This is a genomic window from Flavobacterium panacagri (assembly GCF_030378165.1).
In the GTDB taxonomy this organism is placed as follows: domain Bacteria; phylum Bacteroidota; class Bacteroidia; order Flavobacteriales; family Flavobacteriaceae; genus Flavobacterium; species Flavobacterium panacagri.
The window spans coordinates 4,444,350-4,469,779 of sequence record NZ_CP119766.1 but is presented as its reverse complement, the minus strand read 5'-3'; the positions used below and the strand labels follow the sequence as shown (position 1 = coordinate 4,469,779).

Here is a 25,430-nt window from a genome sequence, read left to right as displayed (position 1 = left end):
TTCGTTTTTGTTTTTTAGTCAGCTCCCCCTGCAGAGAACAGTTTGTTTTTTGCAGGTAAGCCGACTATTGCAGAAGTGTTTTATCTTTAGTACAAAATGAAAATAGTAAAATATCAAAGAATAGTCGGATTCCTTTGTTTCATGCTGGTTACAGTACAGTTAAATGCTCAGAAGTTAGTGTTGCAATACGACAAACCTGCATCCAATTGGAACGAAGCGCTTCCTATTGGAAATGGTCGTTTAGGAGCCATGATTTTTGGAAATCCGCAAAAAGAAGAATTACAGCTGAATGAAGAAACCATTTGGGCAGGCGAACCGGGAAATAATGTTCCTAAAAATACCTACACTAGTATTGAAGCTATCCGAAAGCTGATTTTCGATAAAAAATATAAGGAAGCTCAAGACCTTTCTAATGAAACCTTCCCAAGACAAGCACCAAAAGATTTAAATTATGGAATGCCTTATCAAACTGCAGGAAGTTTATGGTTGGATTTTCCTGAACACGAAAAGTTTTCCAATTACAAACGAGATTTGGATATTGAAAAAGCAGTGACTTCCGTTAGTTATAAAGTAAACGGCATATCATACAAAAGAGAAATTTTGGCTTCTTTTTCGGATGATGTCGTTATTGTAAAATTAACCGCAGACAAGAAAAAGAGTATTAGTTTTTCTATAACTTCTACAAGCCCACAAGTATTGAATTCGGCTACAACAGAAGAAAACAGATTAATTTTCGAAGGTACTTCTGGTAGTGTTGATAATAAAGTTGGAAAAATAAACTATGTTGGTCAAGTCAGCTGTACTTTAAAAGGAGGAACTTTAACTTCAAAAGAAAACAAACTTTGGATTGATAAAGCAGATGAGGTTATAGTCCGAATTTCTTTAGCAACAAACTTTAAAAATTATAAAGAACTTTCAGAAAATCCGTTTCAGAAATCTAAAACTATTTTAGAAAAAGCTTCTCAGAAAAACTATGAGACTGCTTATCAAAATCATATTTCGGCTTATCAGAAATATTTTAATAGAGTTTCGTTGAATCTTGGCGATTCTCCTCAGTCAAAAAATACAACTGATATAAGAATAAAAGAATTCAATACAAGTTATGATCCGCAGCTGGTGGCTCTTTATTTTCAGTTTGGAAGATATCTGCTCATTTCCAGTTCGCAGCCGGGAAACCAGCCAGCAAATTTGCAGGGAATTTGGAATCATAAATTGAGTCCGCCTTGGGATAGCAAGTACACCGTAAATATTAATACTGAAATGAATTATTGGCCGGCAGAAACCACAAATCTGAGTGAGATGCATCAGCCACTTTTCAGTATGTTGAAAGATTTAGCAGTAACGGGACAGGAAAGTGCAAAAGAAATGTATCATGCGAGAGGCTGGAACCTGCATCATAATACCGATTTGTGGCGTATAACAGGTATAGTAGACGGTGGCTTTTATGGAATGTGGCCAATGGGAGGTGCTTGGTTGACCCAGCATTTATGGCAGCATTATCTTTATACAGGCGATACAGCATTTTTAAAAGAGTATTACCCAGTTATGAAAGGAGCGGCGCAGTTTTACCTTGATGTACTTCAGGAAGAATCAGAGAAAAAATGGTTAGTAGTATCTCCATCCATTTCTCCTGAAAATACGTATCAAGGCGGTGTTGGGGTTTCAGCAGGAACTACGATGGATAATCAATTGGTTTTTGATGTTTTTAATAATATAATCAATGCTTCTAAAGTGCTGGAAACGGATAAGAATTTTGCTGATTCTGTTGCTGTAGCTTTAAAACGATTACCGCCTATGCAGATAGGACAATATTCGCAATTGCAGGAATGGCTGCACGATTGGGATAAACCAAATGATAAACACAGACATATTTCGCATTTGTACGGATTGTTTCCTTCAGGTCAGTTATCTCCTTTAAGAACGCCCGAACTGGTTGAAGCAGCAAAGAATACATTAATATCCAGAGGAGATGTTTCTACTGGCTGGTCAATGGGCTGGAAAGTAAATTGGTGGGCTCGATTATTAGATGGTAATAAAGCTTTCAAATTGATTAAAGATCAGCTTCGTCCTGCGCCAATGGAAAGTAAAGGTGAATCGGGCGGAACCTATCCGAATCTTTTTGATGCACATCCTCCATTTCAGATTGATGGTAATTTTGGCTGTACCGCTGGTATATCCGAAATGCTCTTACAAAGTTATGATGGCGTAGTTCATTTATTACCAGCTTTACCCGATGAATGGGAAAAAGGAAATGTTACAGGATTGAAAGCTCAGGGAGGTTTTGAAATTGTAGAAATGAAATGGGATAAAGGAAAAATTACAGTAGTAACCATAAAATCAAATCTTGGAGGAAATCTTCGTTTGAGAAGCCACTCAAAACTAAAAGGTAATGGTTTGATAATTGCTAAAGGAGAAAATCCTAATTCCTTTTTCAAAATTCCAGACATACAGAATCCAATTATTTCGGCGAAAGCGAAACTAATTGGTATAAAAAGTCCGAAAGTTTTTGAATATGATATCAAAACAGAAAAAGGAGGTAGTTATGCTTTTTATGCCGAAGAATAATTTAAAAAGAGGACATCTTTTTATAATGATTTACTTCGTTTTTTAACTTGATATTGCTGAGAAGGCAATTTTTTGTCAAATGACCCCTTACATTTTGCATATTGACCTCTCTTTGTTCCTTGCCAGCAAGTAGTTTTGTGATTATAAATTTTTAAATCATTCTTTCCAGAATATCGGTCATGAATGAATACTATTTGATTAATTTAAGATTGTTATGTTTAAGTTTAAAAAAGAAAAATTAAAAAGACAAATGTTGAGGCGAGTGAGTATTTTGGCTCTTTTGTGCAGTTCCGTAATCGTTTTTGCACAGAATCAAAAAAAGCCGTTTTCAATACAGCTAGCCGAATCTGTACTATATAATAATCCAGATGCTTGGATGACCGATTTTCAGAAAAAGCCTTCATGGGGTTATGTACAAGGTTTAGTTGCTCTTTCATTACAAGAAGTAAGCAAAGAAAAAAACGAACCAAAATTTTTTGACTATGCTAAAAACACGTATGCTGATGTATTGATTAACAAGAAAGGAATTATTGACGGTTATCGTTTAGAGTCTTTTAAACTCGACGATGTTAATTCGGGTAAGATATTATTTTCTTTATATGAAAAAACAAAAGACGAACGCTATCGCATAGCAATTGAAGCACTTCATGAACAATTAAAAAAACAGCCCAGAATCGATCAAGGAGCATTTTGGCATAAGAAAATTTATACCAATCAGGTTTGGTTAGACGGTTTATATATGGGACTTCCGTTTTATGCAGAATATGCTGTAACATTTGGAGACGCTCAGGCTTTCGATGATATTACGAAGCAATTGTTAACTGTACAAAAGCATTTAAAAGATTCCAAAACAGGATTGTATTATCACGGATGGGATGCCAGTAAAACAGTTTACTGGGCTGATCCTAAAACCGGACTATCCCAAAACTATTGGGGACGTGGCGTAGGATGGCTATATATGGCATTGATAGATGTTTTAGAATATCTTCCAGCCAAGCATAAAGATCGTAAAGCATTACAAATCATGTTTCAAGATCTGACCGATTCTCTGTTAAAAGTTCAAGATCCTGTTACAGGCGTATGGTTTCAAGTGCTTAATTATCCAAAACGAGAAGGGAATTATCGAGAAGCGACAGCGTCAGCCATGTTTGTTTATGGCTTAGCCAAAGGAATTCAATTAGAAGTCTTAAATAAAAAATACCTTAAACAACTGAAAAAAGCCTATTCCGGTTTTAGGAAAGAGTTCATTAAAATAGATGCCAATAAGCAAATAGAAATTACCTCGTGCTGCGCGGGAGCTGGTTTAGGTCCGGCAGACAATCTGGTTCGAAACGGGACTTATGATTATTATATTCATGAAGCGGTTAGATCTAATGACGGTAAGGCGATTGGTCCTTTTATAATGGCTTGTTTAATACTGGAAAAGCATCCTCAATGGGCGATTCTTTAATCTTAAATCGAATTTAAATATATTCAAATGAAAATAAAATATGTGGCATTTGCTTGTTTAGTCCTAACAAAAATGGGTAGTGTTTATGCACAAAAAAATACAGAAACGCTTTCTAAGGTTTGGGTATCCGACTTAGGAAACGGAAATTATAAAAATCCAATTATCTACGCCGATTATTCCGATCCCGATGTTTGCCGTGTTGGAAAAGATTATTTTATGACAGCTTCGTCATTTAATTGTATTCCAGGACTTCCAATTCTGCATTCTAATGATTTGGTCAATTGGAAATTAGTGAATTATGCGTTGTCAAAACAGCCTCCTGTAGAAACCTATGATAAAATACAGCATGGAAATGGGGTCTGGGCGCCTTGCATTCGTTTTCATAAGGAGGAATATTATATTTTTTATCCAGATCCAGATTTCGGAATCTATATGACGAAAACCAAAAATCCCTATGGTAAATGGTCAGAACCTGTTTTGATTAAAGCAGCGAAAGGTATTATAGATCCCGCTCCTTTTTGGGATGAAGATGGGAAGGCTTATCTAGGATATGCGTTGGCGGGAAGCCGTGCTGGAACTAAAAGTGTTTTAATGCTTTGTACCATAGATCCTTTAAGCTGTATGGCTAATGATGATGAGGTGCTTTTGTTTGATGGTCATAAAAATCATACGACTGTTGAAGGACCTAAGTTTTATAAACGCAATGGTTATTATTATGTTTTTGCTCCGGCAGGTGGTGTGGCAACAGGCTGGCAGTTAATCCTGAGATCAAAATCTATATATGGGCCTTATGAAGAAAAGGTTGTTTTGGAGCAAGGAAAAACAGTTGTAAATGGTCCGCATCAGGGAGCCTGGGTTGATACAGTAACAGGAGAAGACTGGTTTATACATTTCCAGGATCAGGGTGCTTATGGCCGTGTGGTACATTTAAATCCAATGTCTTGGAAAAATGACTGGCCGGTTATGGGAGTAGATAATGATAAAAATGGTATTGGAGAACCTGTATTGACTTTTAAAAAACCTAACGTAAATGGACAATATCCTTTAGCAACACCTCCAGATTCAGATGAATTTAATGAACCTGTGCAAGGATTTCAGTGGCAGTGGCATGCAAATAAACAGTTGGTTTGGGGTTATCCTTCAGCTGGTATGGGCTATTTCCGTTTGAATTGTATTCCAAAGCCAGCGGATTTTAAAAGTTTGTGGCAGGTGCCTAACATATTGGCGCAAAAATTTCCTGCTGAAGAGTTTATGGCAACTTCTAAAATAACATTTACGCCCAATTTTGACAATGAACAATTTGGATTGGTTGTGATGGGAAGAAGTTATAGCAGTTTAACCGTTAAACAAATTAATGGTCAATTAAAATTAATGCAGTTATCTGCCTCTAAAGCCGATAAAGGAGCTGTAGAAACTGCAACTGAAATTGCAGCACTTTCTAATAATACTTTTTATTTCAGAGTGACGGTTCAAAAAGGAGGCAAGTGCCAGTTTTATTACAGTTTAGATGATAAAAAGTATATAAAAGCGGGTTCTGAATTTATTGCTTCAGAAGGAACTTGGATAGGTTCAAAAGTTGGTTTTGTAGCTCTAAGAGAAGGAACAATAAATAATGCTGGTTATGCCGATGTGGACTGGTTTAGAGTCTCTAAAATTGAAAAATAAGGTTTTAAGTTTAAGTTTAATTTTTTTTTCGATCTGGTGGTTATGGTTTAAGTCATTAAGTATTTTTGTGGTTAATTGTAATTAGTTACTTTCACTGGCACTAGGATAAAAGAAGTCTTCTGACTTCTTTTTTTATGCGTAAAGGATTCTGTTTTTTTTTTTATATAACCACAAATTGCACAAATTTTCGCAAATTAATTTGTGTGAATTTGCGCAATTTGTGGTTGAATTAAAATTTAGAATCCTATTTTTAGATTTTTACTGATTACGTAATCTTTTTAACTTTTACGCTTTATGCTTATGTCGGTATTCAGTTGGAGTATCTCCGTATTTGTTTTTAAAGGATTTTGTAAAATACTTCATATCCGAAAAACCAGTCATATCTGCAATCTCTTTGATCAATAACTGACTGTCAGATAATAATTGAGCAGCACGTTTTATTCTAATATCACGGATAAATTCAACAGGAGAATAACCTGTTAAACTTTTTATTTTATAATATAAAGTCGTTCGGTTTAAGCCAACAGTACTTCCTAAAATTTCAACTGAAAATTCATTATTGTCAATATTTTCTTCGATGCAATCCATGATTTTTCGCATCATTTCTTCGTCCTTGTCGCTTACTAAATGAGGTTTTGGTTCATAATCTTCTTTAGGATTAGGTTCGCTTTTTAATGTATTCTTATCATAGTTTTCAAAAATACTTTGTAAGCGTTTGCGCTGTTCTAGTAAATTCACAATACGGGCTCGTAAATAACTTACACTGAAAGGTTTGGTAATATAATCGTCGGCACCATAGTTCATTCCTTCCAACTGACTTTCTATTGTTGTTTTTGCTGTTAATAACACAACAGGGACGTGACTGGTTTCTATGTTATTTCTAATTTTCTTCAACAAATCTACTCCGTTAAGTTTCGGCATCATGATATCACTAATTACAAAATCTGGAGTGTTTTCGACTATTTTTTGGTATCCATCTTCGCCATCTTCGGCTTCGATTACTTCATAATCTTCTTCCAATACATTTTTTATAAAAGTGCGTAAATTCAAATCATCTTCAACAACTAATACTTTGACTTTTTCATTTGTCTTTTGTATCGTATTTTCTTCTTTTGCAATCTCAATTATTGCTGTAGGTTCTTCATTAAGAATTTCTACATCATCATTAAAATGATCATAGCCAATTTTAAAGTGTAAAGTAAAAGTGCTTCCTTCATTGGTTTTACTGCTGAAAGTAATTTCTGCATGGTGCTGTTCCACCAATTCCTTAACCATTGAAAGTCCGATTCCAGTACTCGGATTATTGGCATTGGTATTATAAGATGAAAATCGATTGAAAATTCGGCTCTGAAAATCCTCTTGTATGCCTAATCCCGAATCGATAACCTGCAATTGCAATTGGTTTGACGTTTTTGTAATTTTTAATGTAATCGACTTTCCGTTTGGTGTATATTTAAAAGCATTGGACAACAAATTCATTAAAATCTTTTCTAAGGCATTTTTATCAGCCCATAAACGAAAATCTTCTCCTTCAACTTCAAACAAATAGGTTATATTTCGTTCTTGTGCAGTCTCTAAAAAATTATTGAATATATCGTTGGCAAACACCGTCAGATTGATTTCTGAAATCTGTAGTTTTTGATCCTGTATTTTTCTAAAATCCAGGATCTGATTTACCAAGCGTTGCAATCGATTGGTATTTTGAGATACATAGGTCAATTGTTTTTTTACGACTTCCGAAGTACCAGAATCATTAATTAGATAATCAACAGGGCCTGTAATTAAAGTAAGAGGAGTTCGTAGTTCGTGTGAAATATCAATGAAAAATTTATGTTTCATTTCAAACATATCTTTCTCCATTTGCGTATTGGTTTTGAGTCTATACATGGTCAAAACTACATGATTGATTCCCCAAATAATCCCCAGTACAAGCATGCTGTAAATAATGTAGGCAATCCAGGTATTCCAAATCGCTGGCTGTACCGTGATGTTGATCTGACGTTCATTGGTTACCCAGTTTCCTTGACTGTTGGTCGATTTTACCTTGAAAATATAATTTCCTTTTGGAACATTGGTATAAAACGCAGCATGCTGATCATTGGTATAATTCCAATTTTCATCAAAACCTTCCAATTTATAAGCATATTTGATATTTTCAGGATTGATATAATCTAATGCAGCAAATTCTATATTAAAAAAATTCTGATTGTGTTTTAATTCTATTACGGGGTTACTGTCTATCGAGTATGATAAATTAAAAGGGGCATTATTACTATTTTGATTGTAAACCTGAAAATCTGTTAAGGCTAATGTTGGAATAGTATTATTTGATTTTATCTGGTTTGGAAAAAAATGCAGTAATCCTTCGGCATAACCAAATAGCAATTCGCCGCTTTGTAATTTAATCCTTGTCGCTTCGGTAAAATTATTAAAGGTCATAATTGGTTTTACTTCCGAATATACTTCGAAGAGCTCTGCTCTAGGATTAAAGCGCGTCAAGATATAATCGGTTGTGATCCATAAATTTTGATCATTGTCCTCCAATAATGATAAAATATTATTGGATGGAAGTCCCTCTTTTTGCGTATAATGTTTGAATTCTTTCGGATATCCTGATGCATCTCTGGTTGTGACTTTACTAATACCGCCATCAGCCGTTGCGATAAATGCCTGACCGCTTTTAGTCATACAGAAATCAATAATATCGTTACTCTTTGGACAAGCTGTTTCTTGCTGTGTTTTTTCATAAACTTTAATCGAAGAAACCAGCTCTGGAAATCTTTTTTTGCCATCTACTACCAATAGTCCAGTTGTAGATCCGATATATAATATGCCTTGTTTGTCCTGTTTGATACAGCGAATATGCAAATGCTTCTCAAGCAGCGTATTCTTTAATCGTCCATTCTGATTAATGAAATCTAAAGTATTTCCTCGTTTTCGAATTAAGTTTAATCCAGTTAAAGTACCAACCCATAAACGTTTAGACTGATCTTCAAAAATAGTGTAAATATTATCATTGCTTAAGCTGTTCGGATTATTTTCTATATTCTTAAAGCGTTGAACCTGATAGCTGTAGTTTTGATCTTTTTGATTAAATTTAAAGAGTCCGTCTCCACGTGTGCCAATCCATATTACAGATTCTTTGTCTTGAATAATGCTATAAATTGGTTTTTTCCAGACAGCCTGAGGAACTAATTGTCCGTCAGGCGAAATACATCCAAGTTTTTTAAAGTTTTTATCAAAAAGAATGAGCTGATTTTGTTTATTCGCCACCCAAATGTTTTCGTTTTTATCCTGAAATACGGCACGAACATCTTTAATGCCTAATTTTATTTGAGGATTTTCAATCTTTAAAGCTTTAAAATTATTTTGACTGAAAGTAACTTTTATAATTCCTGCGGTCTGTGTATTGTACCATAAATTGCCTTGTCGGTCAAAGTAAGCAATATGAAATTTATTGCTGAAGTTTCCTTTCGGAAAATAAGCTGTAGTTTCAAAAGGAATTAAACGGTTGGTAGTAGCATCGTATTTTGAAAAACTGCCATTATTGGGTTGCACCCAGATTTCTCCTTTTGTATTAGTCAATACAGTCGCTTTTACAGAAAACTGAGTTAGTCCAGTTTCATCAGCGCCAGCTGGAAAATAACTTACTTTTTTAGTTTTTATATTCACAGCATAAATGCCGGCTTCATCATTATTGGTAAACCATAATAGATCTTGTGTCAGCCTTATAACGTTTATTTTCTTTTGTTCGAGATTTGTTATATCAGAAGTTTTAAACTTACTTGTTTGTCCAGTATGAATGTTTAGTAGACAAAAATCAGCCTGCTCGGTTATAGCGATAACTGTCGAACTGTCTACTTTTTTTAGAATAATTATCTCACCATTTAAACCTAATTGATGAGTCCTGTAGTTTTGTGTTCCTTTCGTATATTGAAGTAAATTGCTGTCAGCGCCTCCAAACCAGATTTCATCTTCAAGTTCCAGTGCGCTGTAAAATGTTTTAGATTGTTCATTTACTCCTAATAGTGATTTTGGATTGGTCTGAAGTTGATTTGCTTTTAGTAGCATAATGCCGCGCTCCGTTAAAATCCAGCTGTTTTTAGAATGATCTTCAAAAATGGTTATGACTTTATTGCTATTTAAGCGTCCATTATCTTTACTGAAAATTTGATAAGAATAGCTGTTGTTTGTAATGGCAATACAGCCGTTATTTTTTGTGATAAGCCATACTAAACCTGATTTTTGAGGAAGTATCTGAGTAATTTCTATATTGTTTTTTACTACTTCCGGTATTAATTCGGCTCCCCAGAATTCATTTATCGTAGGATCAAAGCAATAGACTTTATTTTTGTTGGACAATGTACGCATCCATATTTTTCCGAAAGCATCTTCGGTAATCCAATCGATACGGTTGTTTTTCATCAAAACTTTATCCGTAGCTTCTGTTTTGTAGTTTTTGAATCTATATCCATTGTACTTGCTTAAGCCGTTAGTGGTGGCAAACCACATAAATCCTTTTTTATCCTGAATAATATTATTGATAATATTGTGCGGTAGTCCATCCTCTACCAGATAATGGTTAAAAGTGTAGCTTTCTTGGCAATAACAGATTGACCTGCAAAGCAATAAAAGCACTAAAGCATAATGGTATTTTTTTTTTAAAAATCTCATAGAAATTCAACGGATACTGTTTTTAAGATAAAATGCACTAAAATAGGAAATTGTTTGTCATAATTATGACCTAAAATCATTGAAGCGAAATAATAAAAATTCGTTTATAAATTACTGGAATTATAAAGAATAATTTATTTTATAATTAGCAAACTTATCTTTTCTGAGAGTTTTAATTAGTAGGCATTTCACAAATATTAAGGGGATAAATAACAATATTTGTGTTTTAAGAATCATTTGCTTTGCTTTTAGAATTTTCGATGCTAAAAAAAACTCCTAAACAGGCTTTTAACAGAGCGATTAAATAATCAGGTATATTTCTAATGAATAGACTTTATAGTTTTTGTATTAGACTCTTTTTATCACTAAAAAAGAGCTTTTATATTGTTGGAGATGATTTTATTATATTTTTTAGGTATAAAGTTTGTAGCTTGTATTACTCAATGCTTGTAGAATTTAATTTCTGTATCTGGGAAGTAGAGGCACAAGGAAAGACAGATGGTATATAAAAAAGAATCTGCCCTTTTAGACAGATTCTTTTAAGTTTATGCTATTCAATATATGTGTTATCTTAATCTTCCAACAAATATTAAACTACCGCCGATAGCTTCAGAAACAGCTTCGAATTCAGCAGCTCCTTTTTGTTTCAAAAGACTGAATTTTCCATCAGGAGCAGTGATATTTCCATAATATTCTACGCCATCAATCGTACCAACTGTATAAACAGTACCGTATTTTTCAAAAGAAGTAAAAGGTTCAACTTTTAGCGTTTTTAAATCTACAAGAGCAAATTTTGTAGGTGCATTATACCAATCAGCTGGTTTTGCTGGTGGCGTAAAGGTATTGTCAAGATATTGAGCAAGAGCTTTATCTCCATGAACATATGCTACGACATTTACTGAATGCGCATTTAACGGCGCTTTTAAGTCTACGAAAAAGTTAGGATCAAATGTTCCGTTAGGATTTACTTTTAATAGTCCGCCAGCAGGAGGTGCGCCCGTTACTGTGCTATAATCTAATGACAGAGATGTAGCACGTGAAGGTCTGTAGTATAAAGTGCCATCGTTTCCTTTTGCAAACGTATCATAGCCCATTGACATGCGAGTATCTTTAACATAAGTAACCACTTTTGACGCAATATCAAAAACAGCAATTTGAGCATATTGCGGAAATTTATTAAAATCAGTTGGCGTTGCTGCTACAGGTAAAATGATTTTTTTTGCCGAAGTAACATAACTCATATAAGTAGATGTTTTAATAGCCGCGTCGTTGCTTAATGGTAATGGGGTAACAGTTATAGTTTCTGTTATAGACATAGTCGCTGGATTGAACTTAATAATTTTTCCATCATTTAAAGCGAAAAAATAAGCTTCTGTTTCAGATACAAAAGCAGGAGGACCAAAAGTACCGCTTACACCTGTACCAGTAAGGCTTAAAGCATCTGCACTCGAAATTTTCATATCGTTGCTTACATTGTATTTGGTCAAGGTTGATGCTGTACCATTCCAAACATAAGGGTGTTCGCCATAAGAATATATTGTTGCGCCTGGACCAATCTCTGTCATTGTTTTATAATCAAGGGTCGAAGGAAATTTATCGTATGCTCCTAAATAAAAAACTCTGCCTGAAGGAGTATTTACACGAACTGATGCAATAACAGCTGGATTATCACCCTGGCCTTCATCGGTTTTGTTATCATCTGAACTACATGATGTTAAAGCGAATACCGAACACATTATTGCCGCAACGGTATACTTTGTAAAAAATCGATTTGTTTTCATACTTATTGGTTGTATAATTAATTAAAATTGAGTTACTAATTTGATGTTAAATGATCTTCCCGGCTTTTGTACACCAAAAAAGTCATAATTTTTTTCATTGGTTAAGTTTTGAATCTCTGCAGTTATGGCATATTTAACACCACCAAGGCTGTTATGATAAGTAGTACCCAAATCAAAAGTCTGCTGACTCGGAATAACAAATGGATTTACAGAAGCGCTTTCCCAGCTTCTAAAAAATTCATACACGTATCTGGCATCAAGAAAAAATGATAATTTATCTGATTTGCCTATTATGTTGTGAAAAGAATAATTAGCCCCTCCGTTAGCAAAAAAGTAGGGTTGATTAGGTACTCTATCTCCTTTGTAAGCGGCAAATATTCCTTCATTTGAATCATTGTAAAAGTGCTGGTATGTACTATTAGCGTGAAATGAAAGTTTATCATTTTTAGAAGTCCAGCTTCCTGAAACTTCAATTCCCTTAGAGGTTGCTGCAAATACATTCTGAAAAGTATTGTTACGGTCTAAGCTGGGCACAAATAAGATTTGATTGTCTATCTTTCTCAAAAAGAGATTAGTCTGAACCTGCCAGTTGCTTGCTTCATAATTAGTTTTAGATTTGAAAAAAAGCTCAAAATTGACATTATGACTGCGCTCCGGTTTTAAGTTCATATTACCTTGTATAAATTGTCCATCTCCAAACAATTCATCTGTTTGAGGCAGACGGGTGGCATATTCATACGTTAGTCTGGTAGAAAATTGTTCATTAAATTTAAATCGAAATCCATTTCCAAAACCAAAATAGTTCACACTTCTGTTTTCTTTGATTATGGAGTTGTTAGACGGTATTTTCTCTTCAGAATTTACTTTTTGCAGGTAATTTTTAATAAACAATAGATTCTCTAATTTTTCATGAAATGCATTTATTTTAAAGTCAGCACCATTAACCCATGTGAGCAATTCTCTTACGGCAGTGGCAGGATCATAGCCCGTAATAAGTCTGTCGTCTCCGGTTTGTTTAGAATAGGTGGGAGCAGAAGTAAAACTTAAGGCATATTGGTTATTGATTTTCCATGAAGCTTTTAGACGTGAAAAAACATCATTATTCCAAGTATAAGTATCACTTGGGCCAGTAGATTCTGAAATCTCTCCGCTGACATTTCCTGCAGAGCCTTCAATGCGTTCACCATACCAATTGTAGACATAGTCGGATACATCTGTAAACTGTCGTTCTCTATAATTATATCCTGAGATAAAATCTAACGCAAAACTTTCACTAAAGTCATTGCGGTAGGTGAGGACGGTTCCCGCCGATTTTCGATAAGTCATTACCTCTCCGTAAGGAACTCCAACCATTAATTGATTGTGCTGGATTTCTTTTGTATAATCGGTGTAAAATCCTTCTATGCTCAATTGCTTTGCCCAGTTTCTGTCTTTGATACCCGTTATTAATTGTACTCCAAAGCCATCGTATGCATCATGAAATCTTGGTACAGTTACCTTTTTTATCTTACCGGCATCATCAGCAACATCAACATCTACTTTATAATTGTTTTTGGAGGTATCATAAAAGCCGCTTCCCTTTATAAAAAATCCAGTCTTTTCATTGTAATTATTAAGTATTAAAGAGGTTCGGTAGGTTCCAAAAGATCCTGCCTGAGCTGAAAAAGAACCACTAAAACCAGATTTGATTTTTGGGGTGATTAAATTGACAGCACCACCAAGAGCATCCGCTCCAAATTCAATTGGAACTACTCCCTTATACACTTCTACACGATCAATCAAATTAACAGGAACTGTCGAAATCCCGAAAGTATAACCATGATATTCCAATGGAATGCCGTCTAAGAAGAAACGGATTTGATTGCCTGTTAATCCATTCATTGAAAAGTTTGTTCTTGAACCTAAACCACCGGTACGTCTAACATTTATACCCTGTGTTTGTGAAAGTACTTCGCCTAAGTCTGTAGTTTTAAACTTCACTTCCCTCATTTCTATTACAGAAACGGCTTGTGCCGTTTCTTCTTTTTTTCTCTTTTCAGATATACTCTTTACTACGACATCATTTAATTTCTCTGCATCGCTCGATGTTTGAGCTGTCTTTTCTAAAATAATGTCAACGGAAATATTTTGAGAATTTTCTAAAATAATGGGATGCTTTTTTGAAATATATCCATCTGAATTTACTTCGATTGTGTATTGGCCATTTGCCAGATTTTCTATCAGATAAAATCCGCTAGTATTTGTTTTTACACTAATTGCTGTACCTAAAAGCTGGATACTAACTCCTGCCAAAGGACTTCCAGATTCATTACTTATTTTACCTGATAAGGTATTTTGCGCTATTAAAAATGTCGACGAAAAAATTAAGAGCAGTACTATTTTGAGTTTCATGAAATAAGGTTAGAATGTATTTGTTTTTATTTAGAATGAATAAAAAGAGTTCAAAAGTATGAAATTATTTATTAATAATATACTAAGGGTATATGAAAATATTTTCCATAAATGGTAATATATTTCTACATCTTATTTGAAAAAAATAGCCCTTTAAATTGATCAGTTTGTACCAAAAAGAACTATTAATGATAGTTGCTTAAGTCGTAAGATGATCACTTAAAAATCTTGACTATTTGTGGAATAATTTAGAATGCCTACTTTTGCAAAGAATCAATCTAAATAAAAATAACGTAGTAATGTTTTTTTTGAATACCTTAAAAATGAATTTTAAACGCCCTATTTTTCTAATTATTCTACTTTTTTTAACCGTTAGTTTAAATGCACAATCACTTCGCTTAAAGGTTGAAAATGAATCGAAAAACCCTATTTCAAATGCTTCAGTTTCTTCTGGCAATAAAATTATTGGTACAACAAATAAGTCAGGTGAAGTTTCAGTTTTAAGCAGTGAAATACAAAACAATACTGTTTCAATTACAGCTTCGGAATATGAGCCATTTGCGCATGTTTTTTCGAATCTGCAAGAAAAAAATATAGTTTCAATTGTTTTAATCAGCGAGAATAAATTGCAGGAAGTTGTAATTACGGCCGGTAGAAAGCAAGAAAATATTGCTACAGTTCCTTCTTCGATAACCATAATGAGCCAAAAAGAAATACAAGTTCAAAGCAGTATCAATACTAATTTATCATCTATTTTAGGAAATGTTATTCCAGGGCTTGGCACATCGACAAATAAAGCCACTAACTCAGGACAGACTTTAAGAGGACGTCAGGTTTTAGTTTTGATTGATGGAATTCCGCAGTCAACACCTTTAATGAATGGGGCTCGTGATATTCGTGTGGTCGATGCCAATGCAATTGAGCGTATTGAGGTGATTAAGGGAGCTACTTCTATTTATGGAAACGGTTCTGGAGGTGGAATTATCAATTATATTACTAAAAAAAGTCCGTTGGTTGATAGTTTTCAGGGAATAACTACCGTTGGGACTACTTTTAATCCGCTGCATAGTAAAGAAACTTTTGGTTATCGTGTTTCACAGTTTTTTAACGGAAGAAAAAACAGATTTAGTTATGTGATTGGTGGAGCTTTTGACTACACTGGACTTCAAAGAGATGCCGATGGCAAACCTCTAGGACAGACAGATGGGCTTTCTAATTCTTCTCAATCAAATGCTTTTGTGAAATTAGGATATGATATGGACGAGCATACTAGTTTTAATGTGGTCTACAATTTTTATAGTAGTACTCAGAATGCTAAATATATTAGCCAAGCAGGAATATATGGTCAGACTCCTACAATTGGTGTGAGAGGCACAGAACCTGGTAAAAATGCAGGAACGCCGTTCAACCATAATTTTATGTTTACCTTTTCGAAAAACAATTTATTTAATACGACACAACTGGATATTTCGGCTTACTTGAATTCTTTTCAATCAATGAATCGTTATGTCGCGTCTGCAACAGCTTGGTACGGGCCTGGACAGACAATGATTAATTCTAATAAAAACGGAACACGTATTAACTTGAATACGCCTTTTAAAATTGGTTCAGTTGCTTCTGAAATTACGTATGGTATTGATGTCTTAAATGATGTTACTTTTCAGGATTTAGTTGATGGACGTGTTTACATTCCTAAAATGGACATGTTGAATATTGCTCCTTACGCACAATTAAAAGTAGATGTTTTAGAAAACTTAATTTTTAAAGGAGGATTACGTTATGAGAATGCTACAGTGCGTGTTGATGATTATAATACAATTGCTTCAGGGCCAGGAAATCAAGGAAGTATTTTTGTAGAAGGAGGTAAAATTCCATATAATGCAACGATGTTCAATGCTGGTCTTCGTTTTAACAAATATGAAATCTTTAATCCATTTGTGAGTTTTTCTCAGGCGTTTGCTATAAATGAATTAGGAAGAATTTTGAGAAGTGCAGAAGAAAGTACTATAGCGAGTTTAGCAACTGACCCAATTATTACCAATAATTATGAAGCTGGTTTTTCTAGTAAGTTTTACAATTTTAATGTAACAGCAGCGTATTATATCAGTACATCAAAATTAGGAGCTAATTTAATCGAAGTTGATGGTCGTTTGGTTGCACAGCGTGAGCCTGAAAAAATTAAAGGATATGAAATAACTTTAGATTATAGAGTTTCTAATAAATTAAATCTAGGCGGAAGTTATTCGTATGTTGATGGAAAAGCTGAATTTGATGATGGAAGTACTGTTTATTTAAATGGATCACGTATTGCTCCTCCTAAAGCAACTGGATTCATTAATTACAAACCTACATCTGACTGGTTTTTGCAATTATCTTGGGTTAATACTGGTTGTCGTAATCGTTTTGAACCTAATACGAATGGAAGATATAATAATAGTGAAGGACCAATTTCGACAGTGAACCTAATTAATTTTGCAGGAAGTTATGCCTTTAATAAAAACTGGTCACTAAACTTAGGAGTTGAGAATTTATTAAACAACAGTTATTATTCAACTTTAAGCCAGTATCGTGCTGTAAATGCAGATTATGTGATGGGCAGCGGTATGACAACTAGTTTAAATCTGCGTTATAAATTTTAAAAAATAAATCATTTTTTGCACGCTTTGGTTATATTTGAAAACTACTTAGGAACGATATAGTAAATGAATAAAACACTTAAAAAAAATATTGGCTTATTGCACCTTTGGCTCGGACTTGCTTCCGGGTTAATTGTTTTTATAGTTGCCCTTACAGGAAGTATATTAGTATTTGAAGAGGAAATGGATGAGTTCTTTAATCCTGAATTTTATAAAGTAGCCAGTATAGGGAAGGAAAAGCTTCCAGTGGATGTTATTATTTCTGAAGTGCAAAAAGAATTTCACCTCAAAAAAATTGATCGTATTCACTCTTTTGCTGATCCAGAAAGAAGCTTAATAATTACAGGAACTGATTCAGACAAGAAAAAAATGATTTTTTCTGTTGATACTTACAGTGGTAAAGTTTTAGGATCGGTACCTGCTAAAAAACGTTTCTTTTCGGTTGTACTTGATTTACACCGTCATTTGGTTTTGGGTGATTTTGGACAAGCTGTTACAGGAATTAGCTGTCTCATCTTTGTGTTTATGCTTTTGTCTGGACTTGTTTTATGGTGGCCAAATAAAATTAAAAACCTCAAGCAAAGATTAACGGTAAAATGGGGCGCCTCATTTAAAAGAGTGAACTGGGATTTTCATTCAACTTTTGGTTTTTATACTTTTTTAGTGTTGCTGATTATTTCGCTTACAGGTTTGACTTGGTCGTATGATTGGTTTGAAAGCGGCATTTATTTGTTGGCTGATGGAACTACCAAAAAACCGTCAGCTAAAGTTGAAAACCCAACTAAAATTGATCTTGATGGAGATAAAACGTTTTTCTATCAAAATATATTTTCAAAAACAGATAGTATTTATAAATATAAAGGAGATACTCAAATCAGAATACCATCCGACACTATAAATAGTATAATGGTTATCAAAATGAATCTTGAAAAAGAAATACCGAATATTGCTAGTTTAGCTTATTTTGATAAATATACGGGCGAAATTGTACAGACAAAACCTTTTGAATCATTTAGTAATGGTGATAAAGTAAGACGTTTGATATACCCAATCCATACAGGAAGCATTTATGGATATCCAACAAAAATATTGGCATTTTTGGTTTGTGTTTTTGCAGTTACGCTTCCAATTACAGGGCTTTTAATATGGCTTGGAAGGAAAAAAAAGAAAAAGTAATCTTCTTTAGGAAGTTAAAATTATTTATACTGTACGCGGGATTTGAACTTTAAGTTTGAAACCCGCGTATTTTAAGTGTTTTTTTAACTGTTTTCTATTTATAAATTCTGCATTAAAGCGAAGAGCGTTCAATATAACGAAATGGGTTTTTTGAAATTTCCTGCTTTCTGCTAAGGATCAAATTTCCTGCTTTTTGTCCCATTGCTTTAAAATCGGTACTCATAACGGTAATATCCAGAAGTGCTTTTAGCGGTGTTTCATTGTATGAAATAACGCCTACATCTTTTCCTATTTTAAGTTTTTTCTCTTTAATCTGCTGAATTAGGTTAACCAAGTCATGATCTTCAATTGTAATATAAGCCTCTTTAGTTTTAAACTCTAATCCGTCATAGACTTTTTCGGTAATTTCGTATTCAAAGTTATAAGAGTTGCAGAATTCTAAAAAACCATCAACCAAAGATCCAGGAGCTGGAAAAGCCGCTTTTTCGGGATGAACGAAAATTATTTTTTTGTATTTCTTTAATTTTTTAATTCCTTCCTTCAATGCATTAAATATATCCGATTTAAAATCCTGATAAACGGCTGTAAAATCACCAGTGATCTCTTCACAGGAATTGTCTAATATCACCAGTTTTTCTTTCGGAATATTTTCAATAAAATTGATGACATTCGGAGTATAATTCACATGACCTTCTTGGGCATTTCGAAAATGAGGCATAATGACAAAATAGTTGTAATTATGAATGTTTTTTTTCATGAACTCAATAAAAAGCTGTTCATCATTATAATAAAGATGCATATCAACATGAACATCATTTCCCATTGTAGTCACAAAGGAATCATAAACTTCCATCTTGTAGGTGCAGGGCTTGTTGATTAAAAACAGAATATTTTTGGATTTTTCATCATCCATAATGACGAAATTGCCAACGCCCATTACAGAAAAAGCCAGATTTCGGTCTCTTAATTCCTTATAAGCTTTTTCAGCAGTATCACGTGAAATAGATTTTGCCTTGCTGAGTTCATTAATAGACGGAAGTCTATGTCCTTTTTCTATTTTTCCAGACAAAATTTCGTCAGCAAGACCATTGGCAACCTGAATATATTTAGGAATACTGGAATTGGATTCTATTTTTATTTCTGAATGTTCTGTCGGTGGTATCATGATTGGTATGGTTTTAATTATAGGTACCGCATTAATTGGTTAGTTACTGCCAGATTCTTTTTTCAAAGCATTTAATTCTGCCGCAGAAACCTTAATAACAGTACCATGGCGTGTTCCAGTCGGAAAGCTGATCTGTTCCGAAATATCTTCCCAGCCTTTTGCAGTTTCTTTAACCGCGCCATATTTCTTCTCCGTATATTTATCAAAATAAACAATCCAGCTGTTGTCTATTTTTACAGCAGTTGGTCCTTCTGCCCAATACTTTCCTGTTATGGGTTCACTGGCTTTACTGTAAGGCCCCGTAAGATTTTTACTGTAAGCAACTTTAAGATTCTTCTGTACGGGATTTCGGGTTTCATCTTTTAGATACATTACATATTGTCCATCTTGTTTTACAATGGAAGCATCAATTACATTAAAACCAGGATCATAAAGCAATTTGGTTTTGCTGAATTTTTTAAAATCTTTAGTTGTAGTATAATAAATTCGATGATTATAGCCTTTTTCTTCTTCTGATTTTGTCTCAGGAAATTTTCCATCAATAGTAGAAGCCCAGTAAATCATATAATCTTTGCTTTTTTCGTCATAAGTAATTTCTGGAGCCCAAGTATTGCGGTTTTTTTCTTCATGTATCATAACCGGAATAAACTCCTGTTTCGACCAATGAATTAAATCTTTGGACGAAGCATATCCAATACCTTTGTCTGTCCAGCTTACCGTCCAAACCATGTGGTATAATCCGTCTCCGCCTTTAATTACGCAAGGATCACGCATTAATTTATCTTTTCCAACTTCAGGAGTCAAGAAGGAAGTGTCATTTTTAAGACTATTCCATTTATAACCATCTTCGCTGTATGCCAGATGCAGTCCGTCTTCGCCGTTTCCTTTAAAATAAGTAAATACATAAGCATCGGGCTGAAGAGTATAATTATTCGCAGTAAGCCATTTTTCGCAAGTTTTTGGCCAGAAAGTGTTAGTTCCTTTTACACCTAAACCAAAACCGTGACCGCCGTTTTCATACAAATGCATTTCGGCTGAAACTTTTTCCTTTTTTAAAGCCAAATAATAATTAATACTGTTTTCTACAAGAACAGCTTTATCATCTGTTGCATGTACCAAAAAAGCTTTTGGTGTTGCAGCATTTACCTGTTTTTCATTAGAATAGAAGTCAACTAGCGCAGGATCAGGATTTTTTCCCAGCAGATTATCTTTTGATCCCTGATGCGTAATACCTTCCTGAGTTGAAATAACAGGATAAATCAGAATAGAAAAATTAGGTTTTGCGCTGATTGTATCAGACGGAATATATACTTTGTCGTTATAATGAGTGCTTAAAGTAGAGGCCAAATGTCCTCCTGCAGAAAATCCCATAATACCAATTTTATTCGGATTGATTTTCCATTTTATGGCATTGCGTCTTACCATGCGTAACGCTTCCTGTGCGTCCTGCAATGGACCGACAGTTTTGTTTTTCATTATCAAATCACTTGGGAGACGGTATTTTAGCACAAAAGCATGGATTCCGATACTGTTAAGCCATTCCGCAACTTTAAAACCTTCTTTGTTAATAGCTAGCATTCCGTAAGCTCCGCCCGGACAGATAATAACGGCACTTCCATTTGATTTTTCGGGGTCTGCAAAATAAGGAGTTAAAGTAGGTACACTTACTTTTCTCACTCCTTCGGCAATTCCGTCTTTATTATAATCAACTTTTTCTATGTATTCTTTTGACTGAATTTCATCAGGAATTTTATCCCATAATGGTATTTCTTTCTTTTGTGCCGAAGCAGCAAAACTGATCAAAAAAGAAGCTAAAAATGCGGTTGCTTTTAGTTTTTGGATGTTAATCGATTTTTTCATAAAATTCTATTTCTACAATGCGTAACTGTCCCGACGCATCAACGGACGTTTTATCTTTAAATAAATCAAGTTCTTTTGTAGGATCTACTTCAGTAATCTTTGAGAAATTGTCTTTTACGGTGTTAATGCCAATCAATTCAATTGTAATTTTTTCAGCTAAGATAGGTTTTAACGGAATTGTGATATAACCCAAACTTTGAGTTGTATTTCCTTTAAAAACTTCCTTTCCATCTGCCAAAATCCTGATTGGGTAAATTTTAGATCTCCAGCCTGTAAGTTTTACGACTATTTCGTTTACAATGTAGGCTTTTGCCAAAGTATAAGTAATAGTTCCGGTATTGATGTTTCCATCGTTTCTCCATTCTGTCAGCTCATTGTCATCATAACTTTTATAAGTATCATTATTGTTTGAAGGAGAGACAGCATTTAAGATATCAACGTTTTTTCTTTTTATAGTATAAGAGGATGTTTTGGGAGTTGGACCGCGCTCTAAATACAAAGGAATATCAGTTCCCGGAAGCTGTTTTGAAAGTCCGTTTGAAGTTTCTGCTGGCTTACTTTTAAAAATCAATTCATCAGGCTGTAATCCTTCAGAAACGGCTTTAATCTTAATTTTGCCTGATTGTATCATCGATTGAATCATAACTCTATTGATACCATTTTCAACTGGAATATCTTTAGAAAGAATATAATTTTTAGGGCCAAGAGCAATACCTCCAAGCCATTTGGCAGGTCCTTCCAAACTAAAAGAAATAATATTGCTGCTGATTGGACAGCGATTACCTTCTTTATCAACTGTTTCAACATCAATCAATGCTGTGTCAGCACCGTCGGCAGTTAAGCCATTGGGATTGGTGTTTAGTTTTAATTTAATGGCGTAAGGCTCGCCAGAAGTACTTTTAGAATCCTCACTCAGAATTGTTCCGTTTTCATCATAACCGATCGCCTTTAAGGTTCCTGATTTCCATTTTATATTTTCAAAAGTAAATAGGAATTCACTGCTTCTATTTCCAAAACCCAGTGAAGAACCATTTAAAAATAGCTCAACTTTGGAAGCAGTTGAAACTACATAAATAGTTTTGGTTACGGAATCAGAATAATTCCAGTGTCCCATAATATGGGTGCGGTGTTTTTCAATATCCACCCAGCCGTCCCACATTACTTGATGTGCCCAGAAACCGTCTTTCGGAATCCGCATGGCATCGACTTCACCGCTGGTTCTGTAATTTACCTCACCGCGATGATGGGTATTGGAATCGGAGAAAATAATATTGACGCCACCTGAACTGACTCTCTTTCCAGTTCCCGGTCTTTCTCGATAATAATCGTACCATCGCACAATATTTTCAATGGCATGTTTGTCCTGATTATGATTGTAAGCTTCGGCAGGATTACCGCGGTATAAAGGCCCATCGCCTTCTTTATGATAGGGAGGAGAAAACTCATCCCAATATTTACGAAGTCCTTCGTCTCTTGAATATTCGGTTGCCCAAAGAGGCTTTCCTGAACTTTTGTTTATGTAGAGCATTTCGCCTCCATATTCTGCTTCACGGCTATCAAGCATTTCGCGGGAACCAATGGCGCGTCCTCCAAAAGGGTCATGGGTATTGCGAAGGCTTTTCATTTCGTGCATATGGGCTTCGCTGATGGCTTCGTTACCGCTTTCATAAAAAATAATACTCGGATTATTTCTGTTGTAAATGATAGCATCCCGCATCAGGTTTACTCTTTGTTTCCAAGTATCACCTTGGGCGTCTTTTTCTGCATCTCCTGCCGGCATTGCTTGCAAGAGCCCAACTCTGTCACAGGATTCGATATCTTGTTTCCAAGGTGTTACATGCATCCATCGAACCAAATTTCCGTTTCCTTCCACAATCATTTTATTACTGAAATCACTGACCCACGCCGGAACAGACATTCCGATTGCAGGCCATTCATTGCTTGTTCTTTGTGCATAACCTTTTAACTGCAATACACGATCGTTTAGCCAAAATTGACCGTCTTTAAAATCAGTTTTTCTGAAACCTGTTCTGGTCACTACTTCATCAGCCGTTTTCCCGTCAATTTTTAAAATCGTTTTTACATTATATAAATAGCCATATCCCCAGCTCCAGAAATTTAGTTTATCAACTAACTGATGCACTTTGATTGTTTGGGTTTCATTAGGTTGAATAAGGATTTTGTCTCCTGAAAATAACGCTTTTTGATGTCCTTCTAAATCTTCTATTACAACTTCAAATGTTGCTGTTTTAGGAGTATCAAATTCATTTTTAATTTGGGATTCAACGTTTACGACGGCACTTTCGGCTTGTGTGTTTATTTGAGAAGGATAAATATATACTCCAGTTGTTTTTAGATGAGAATAAAGCGGTAATGTCTGATATAGTTTTCCAGTAATATGAAGAAATACGTTTTTAGGAATTCCGCCATAGTTTGCATTAAAATTGATATTATTCCATTGATAAGGTGCTCCGGTAGCTTGTTCTTTGTATTTCCAGTCATTATCAATTCGGAGCGCGATGCAGTTTTCCTGTGGGTAAGGTTTAAGCAGGTTTGAAATATCAAATCCAAATGCCATTACGCCATTTTCATGAAGCCCGATTTTTTGTCCGTTTATATAAATCACGCCTGCCTGACGAATGCCTTCAAATTCTATAAAAACTTTATTGTTTTTAATTCCCTTTGGAAGTTTAAATTTTTTGCGGTACCAGACAATTCCTGTAGTAAGATGTTCAATATCTTTTTCAAATGCTTCTTCCTGGTTGTAGGCATGGGGAAGCGTGATATTTTTCCAAGAGTTATCATTAAAAGCAGGTAATTCTGCATTTTTAGAATCACCTGCTTTCAGTTTCCAATCAGAATTGAAATTGTATTTTTCTCTCTTAAATTCCTGAGAAAATAAAGCGGTATTGAATAGAATTAACGCAGTATATAAGAGAGCTTTTTTCATTATTTCATTTTATAAATTTCTGAACCAGCCAGTAAAAAACATCCCAATCCGTAATCTTCAAAATCAGGAATTTTGTCATAAGATAATGGCTGTCCGTCTTTAGGCTCTTTTCCAGTTGACTGTAAAAAACCTAAAAATCCGTTTTCGTGAAGACTTTCTTTTGTAAGGGCATTCCAAGCTTTTTCAATTACAGGAAGATATGTTTCTTTTTTCAAAATGCCTTTGTTTACGCCGTAAGCCATTCCATAAACAAATAATGCAGTTCCAGAAGCTTCTTTTCCTCCAAAATTAGTTGGGTCGTGCAAACTTACATTCCAGAAACCGTCAGGTCTTTGAATAGGAACAAGCGCTGTTGCCATTGCTTTCAAATCTTTCACATATTGCTCTCTGTGTGGCGCGTTTTGAGGAATAATGGTCAATACTTTTGCTAAAGCCGCAATTACCCAGCCATTACCACGGCTCCAATAACAGTCTTCTCCGTTTGGTTCTTTGTACGGAGGGTCAAAATCGGCATCACGCCACCACAAACCGTCTTTTGGATTAAAAAGCCCGTGGTCGCCGTGTTTGTTTCTCGAATACATATACATTTGATACATTTTTTCGAAATAACGATTGTCTTTTTCTAAAACCCCCATTTTCGCAAAAACAGGCATTCCCATCTGGATAGCATCAATCCACGACCAATCATCAAGCTGAGGCGTGTTTAAAAGCATGTTCAGATTAGCTTTTGTATTTTTTAGTTTTTTAGGATCCGGTTCCAGATTGTACAAATCAATATACGTTTGGGCTGCGCAGTAATTATCTGCATTTCGCGTAGTGTTGCCGCCGTTGAATCCCCATTTGTGAAATTCAGACCACGACATAGCATAATCGTAATAAGCCTCTTTTGGGAAAATTTCATGCAGTGCCATTAATCCTTCATAATAAACTCCCCTTGTCCAAATATTACTTGGGCGCTCTTTATTCGTAATAATTGTTTTTCCTGTTTCAGGCCATTTCTGCATAAAATAATCGTTAGCCAAAATCATTTGTTTGAGTACTATTTTTTTATCAAACTGCTGTGCGGTGGCGGTATAGAAAGCTCCAATAGCGAAGATTAAAAGTAATTTTCTCATTT

Annotated in this window: 12 protein-coding genes; 5 read left to right on the top strand and 7 right to left on the bottom strand. The window is 34.7% G+C overall.

Annotated elements, in window-relative coordinates; all coding sequences use genetic code 11:
• Positions 1-96: 96 nt before the first annotated feature.
• The 3 genes from P2W65_RS19365 (at position 97) to P2W65_RS19355 (ending at position 5,680) form a co-directional block, all read left to right on the top strand.
• The gene (locus P2W65_RS19365) at positions 97-2,565 is read left to right on the top strand and encodes a glycoside hydrolase family 95 protein (protein ID WP_289660208.1); all 2,469 of its coding nucleotides are present in this window, start codon (positions 97-99) and stop codon (positions 2,563-2,565) included.
• Positions 2,566-2,779: 214 nt separating this feature from the next.
• The gene (locus tag P2W65_RS19360) at positions 2,780-4,015 is read left to right on the top strand and encodes a glycoside hydrolase family 88/105 protein (RefSeq protein WP_289660206.1); all 1,236 of its coding nucleotides are present in this window, start codon (positions 2,780-2,782) and stop codon (positions 4,013-4,015) included.
• 27 nt (positions 4,016-4,042) lie between these two features.
• On the top strand, positions 4,043-5,680 hold the full coding sequence (locus P2W65_RS19355; protein WP_289660204.1) for a glycoside hydrolase family 43 protein: 1,638 nt from the start codon (positions 4,043-4,045) through the stop codon (positions 5,678-5,680).
• 285 nt (positions 5,681-5,965) lie between these two features.
• On the opposite strand, the gene P2W65_RS19350 is transcribed toward P2W65_RS19355, so the two are convergent.
• The 3 genes from P2W65_RS19350 to P2W65_RS19340 all read right to left on the bottom strand — a co-directional run bounded on the left by P2W65_RS19350 (position 5,966) and on the right by P2W65_RS19340 (position 14,526).
• Complete coding sequence (locus P2W65_RS19350) at positions 5,966-10,354, bottom strand: hybrid sensor histidine kinase/response regulator transcription factor (RefSeq protein WP_289660201.1); 4,389 nt, start codon at positions 10,352-10,354, stop codon at positions 5,966-5,968.
• Between the two features lie 566 nt (positions 10,355-10,920).
• Positions 10,921-12,135 carry a DUF4374 domain-containing protein gene (locus tag P2W65_RS19345; RefSeq protein WP_289660198.1) on the bottom strand — a complete coding sequence of 405 codons (1,215 nt, stop codon included), beginning with the start codon at positions 12,133-12,135 and terminating at the stop codon, positions 10,921-10,923.
• 21 nt (positions 12,136-12,156) lie between these two features.
• Positions 12,157-14,526, bottom strand: a complete 2,370-nt coding sequence (locus tag P2W65_RS19340; protein ID WP_289660196.1) for a TonB-dependent receptor — start codon at positions 14,524-14,526, stop codon at positions 12,157-12,159.
• A gap of 323 nt (positions 14,527-14,849) precedes the next feature.
• On the opposite strand from P2W65_RS19340, the gene P2W65_RS19335 reads away from it, so the two are divergent.
• Positions 14,850-17,165 carry a TonB-dependent receptor gene (locus tag P2W65_RS19335; protein WP_289660193.1) on the top strand — a complete coding sequence of 772 codons (2,316 nt, stop codon included), beginning with the start codon at positions 14,850-14,852 and terminating at the stop codon, positions 17,163-17,165.
• A gap of 63 nt (positions 17,166-17,228) precedes the next feature.
• A complete protein-coding gene (locus P2W65_RS19330) occupies positions 17,229-18,338 on the top strand; it encodes a PepSY-associated TM helix domain-containing protein (protein WP_289660191.1) in 1,110 nt (369 codons plus the stop codon).
• A 112-nt stretch (positions 18,339-18,450) separates the two neighbouring features.
• Here the strand turns inward: P2W65_RS19330 and P2W65_RS19325 are convergent, their stop codons facing one another.
• Genes P2W65_RS19325 through P2W65_RS19310 form a run of 4 tightly spaced genes read right to left on the bottom strand, consistent with a single transcriptional unit; the run spans position 18,451 to position 25,428 of the window.
• The gene (locus P2W65_RS19325) at positions 18,451-19,503 is read right to left on the bottom strand and encodes a GntR family transcriptional regulator (RefSeq protein ID WP_289660189.1); all 1,053 of its coding nucleotides are present in this window, start codon (positions 19,501-19,503) and stop codon (positions 18,451-18,453) included.
• 39 nt (positions 19,504-19,542) lie between these two features.
• Positions 19,543-21,363 (bottom strand): alpha/beta hydrolase fold domain-containing protein, encoded by a 1,821-nt coding sequence (locus P2W65_RS19320; RefSeq protein WP_289660187.1) that lies wholly within the window; start codon positions 21,361-21,363, stop codon positions 19,543-19,545.
• Positions 21,347-24,313 carry a glycoside hydrolase family 2 protein gene (locus P2W65_RS19315; RefSeq protein ID WP_289660185.1) on the bottom strand — a complete coding sequence of 989 codons (2,967 nt, stop codon included), beginning with the start codon at positions 24,311-24,313 and terminating at the stop codon, positions 21,347-21,349. The genes P2W65_RS19320 and P2W65_RS19315 overlap by 17 nt, the downstream gene beginning before the upstream one ends.
• The gene (locus P2W65_RS19310) at positions 24,313-25,428 is read right to left on the bottom strand and encodes a glycoside hydrolase family 88/105 protein (protein ID WP_289660183.1); all 1,116 of its coding nucleotides are present in this window, start codon (positions 25,426-25,428) and stop codon (positions 24,313-24,315) included. Before P2W65_RS19310 ends, P2W65_RS19315 begins: the two co-directional genes overlap by 1 nt.
• Positions 25,429-25,430 lie beyond the last annotated feature (2 nt).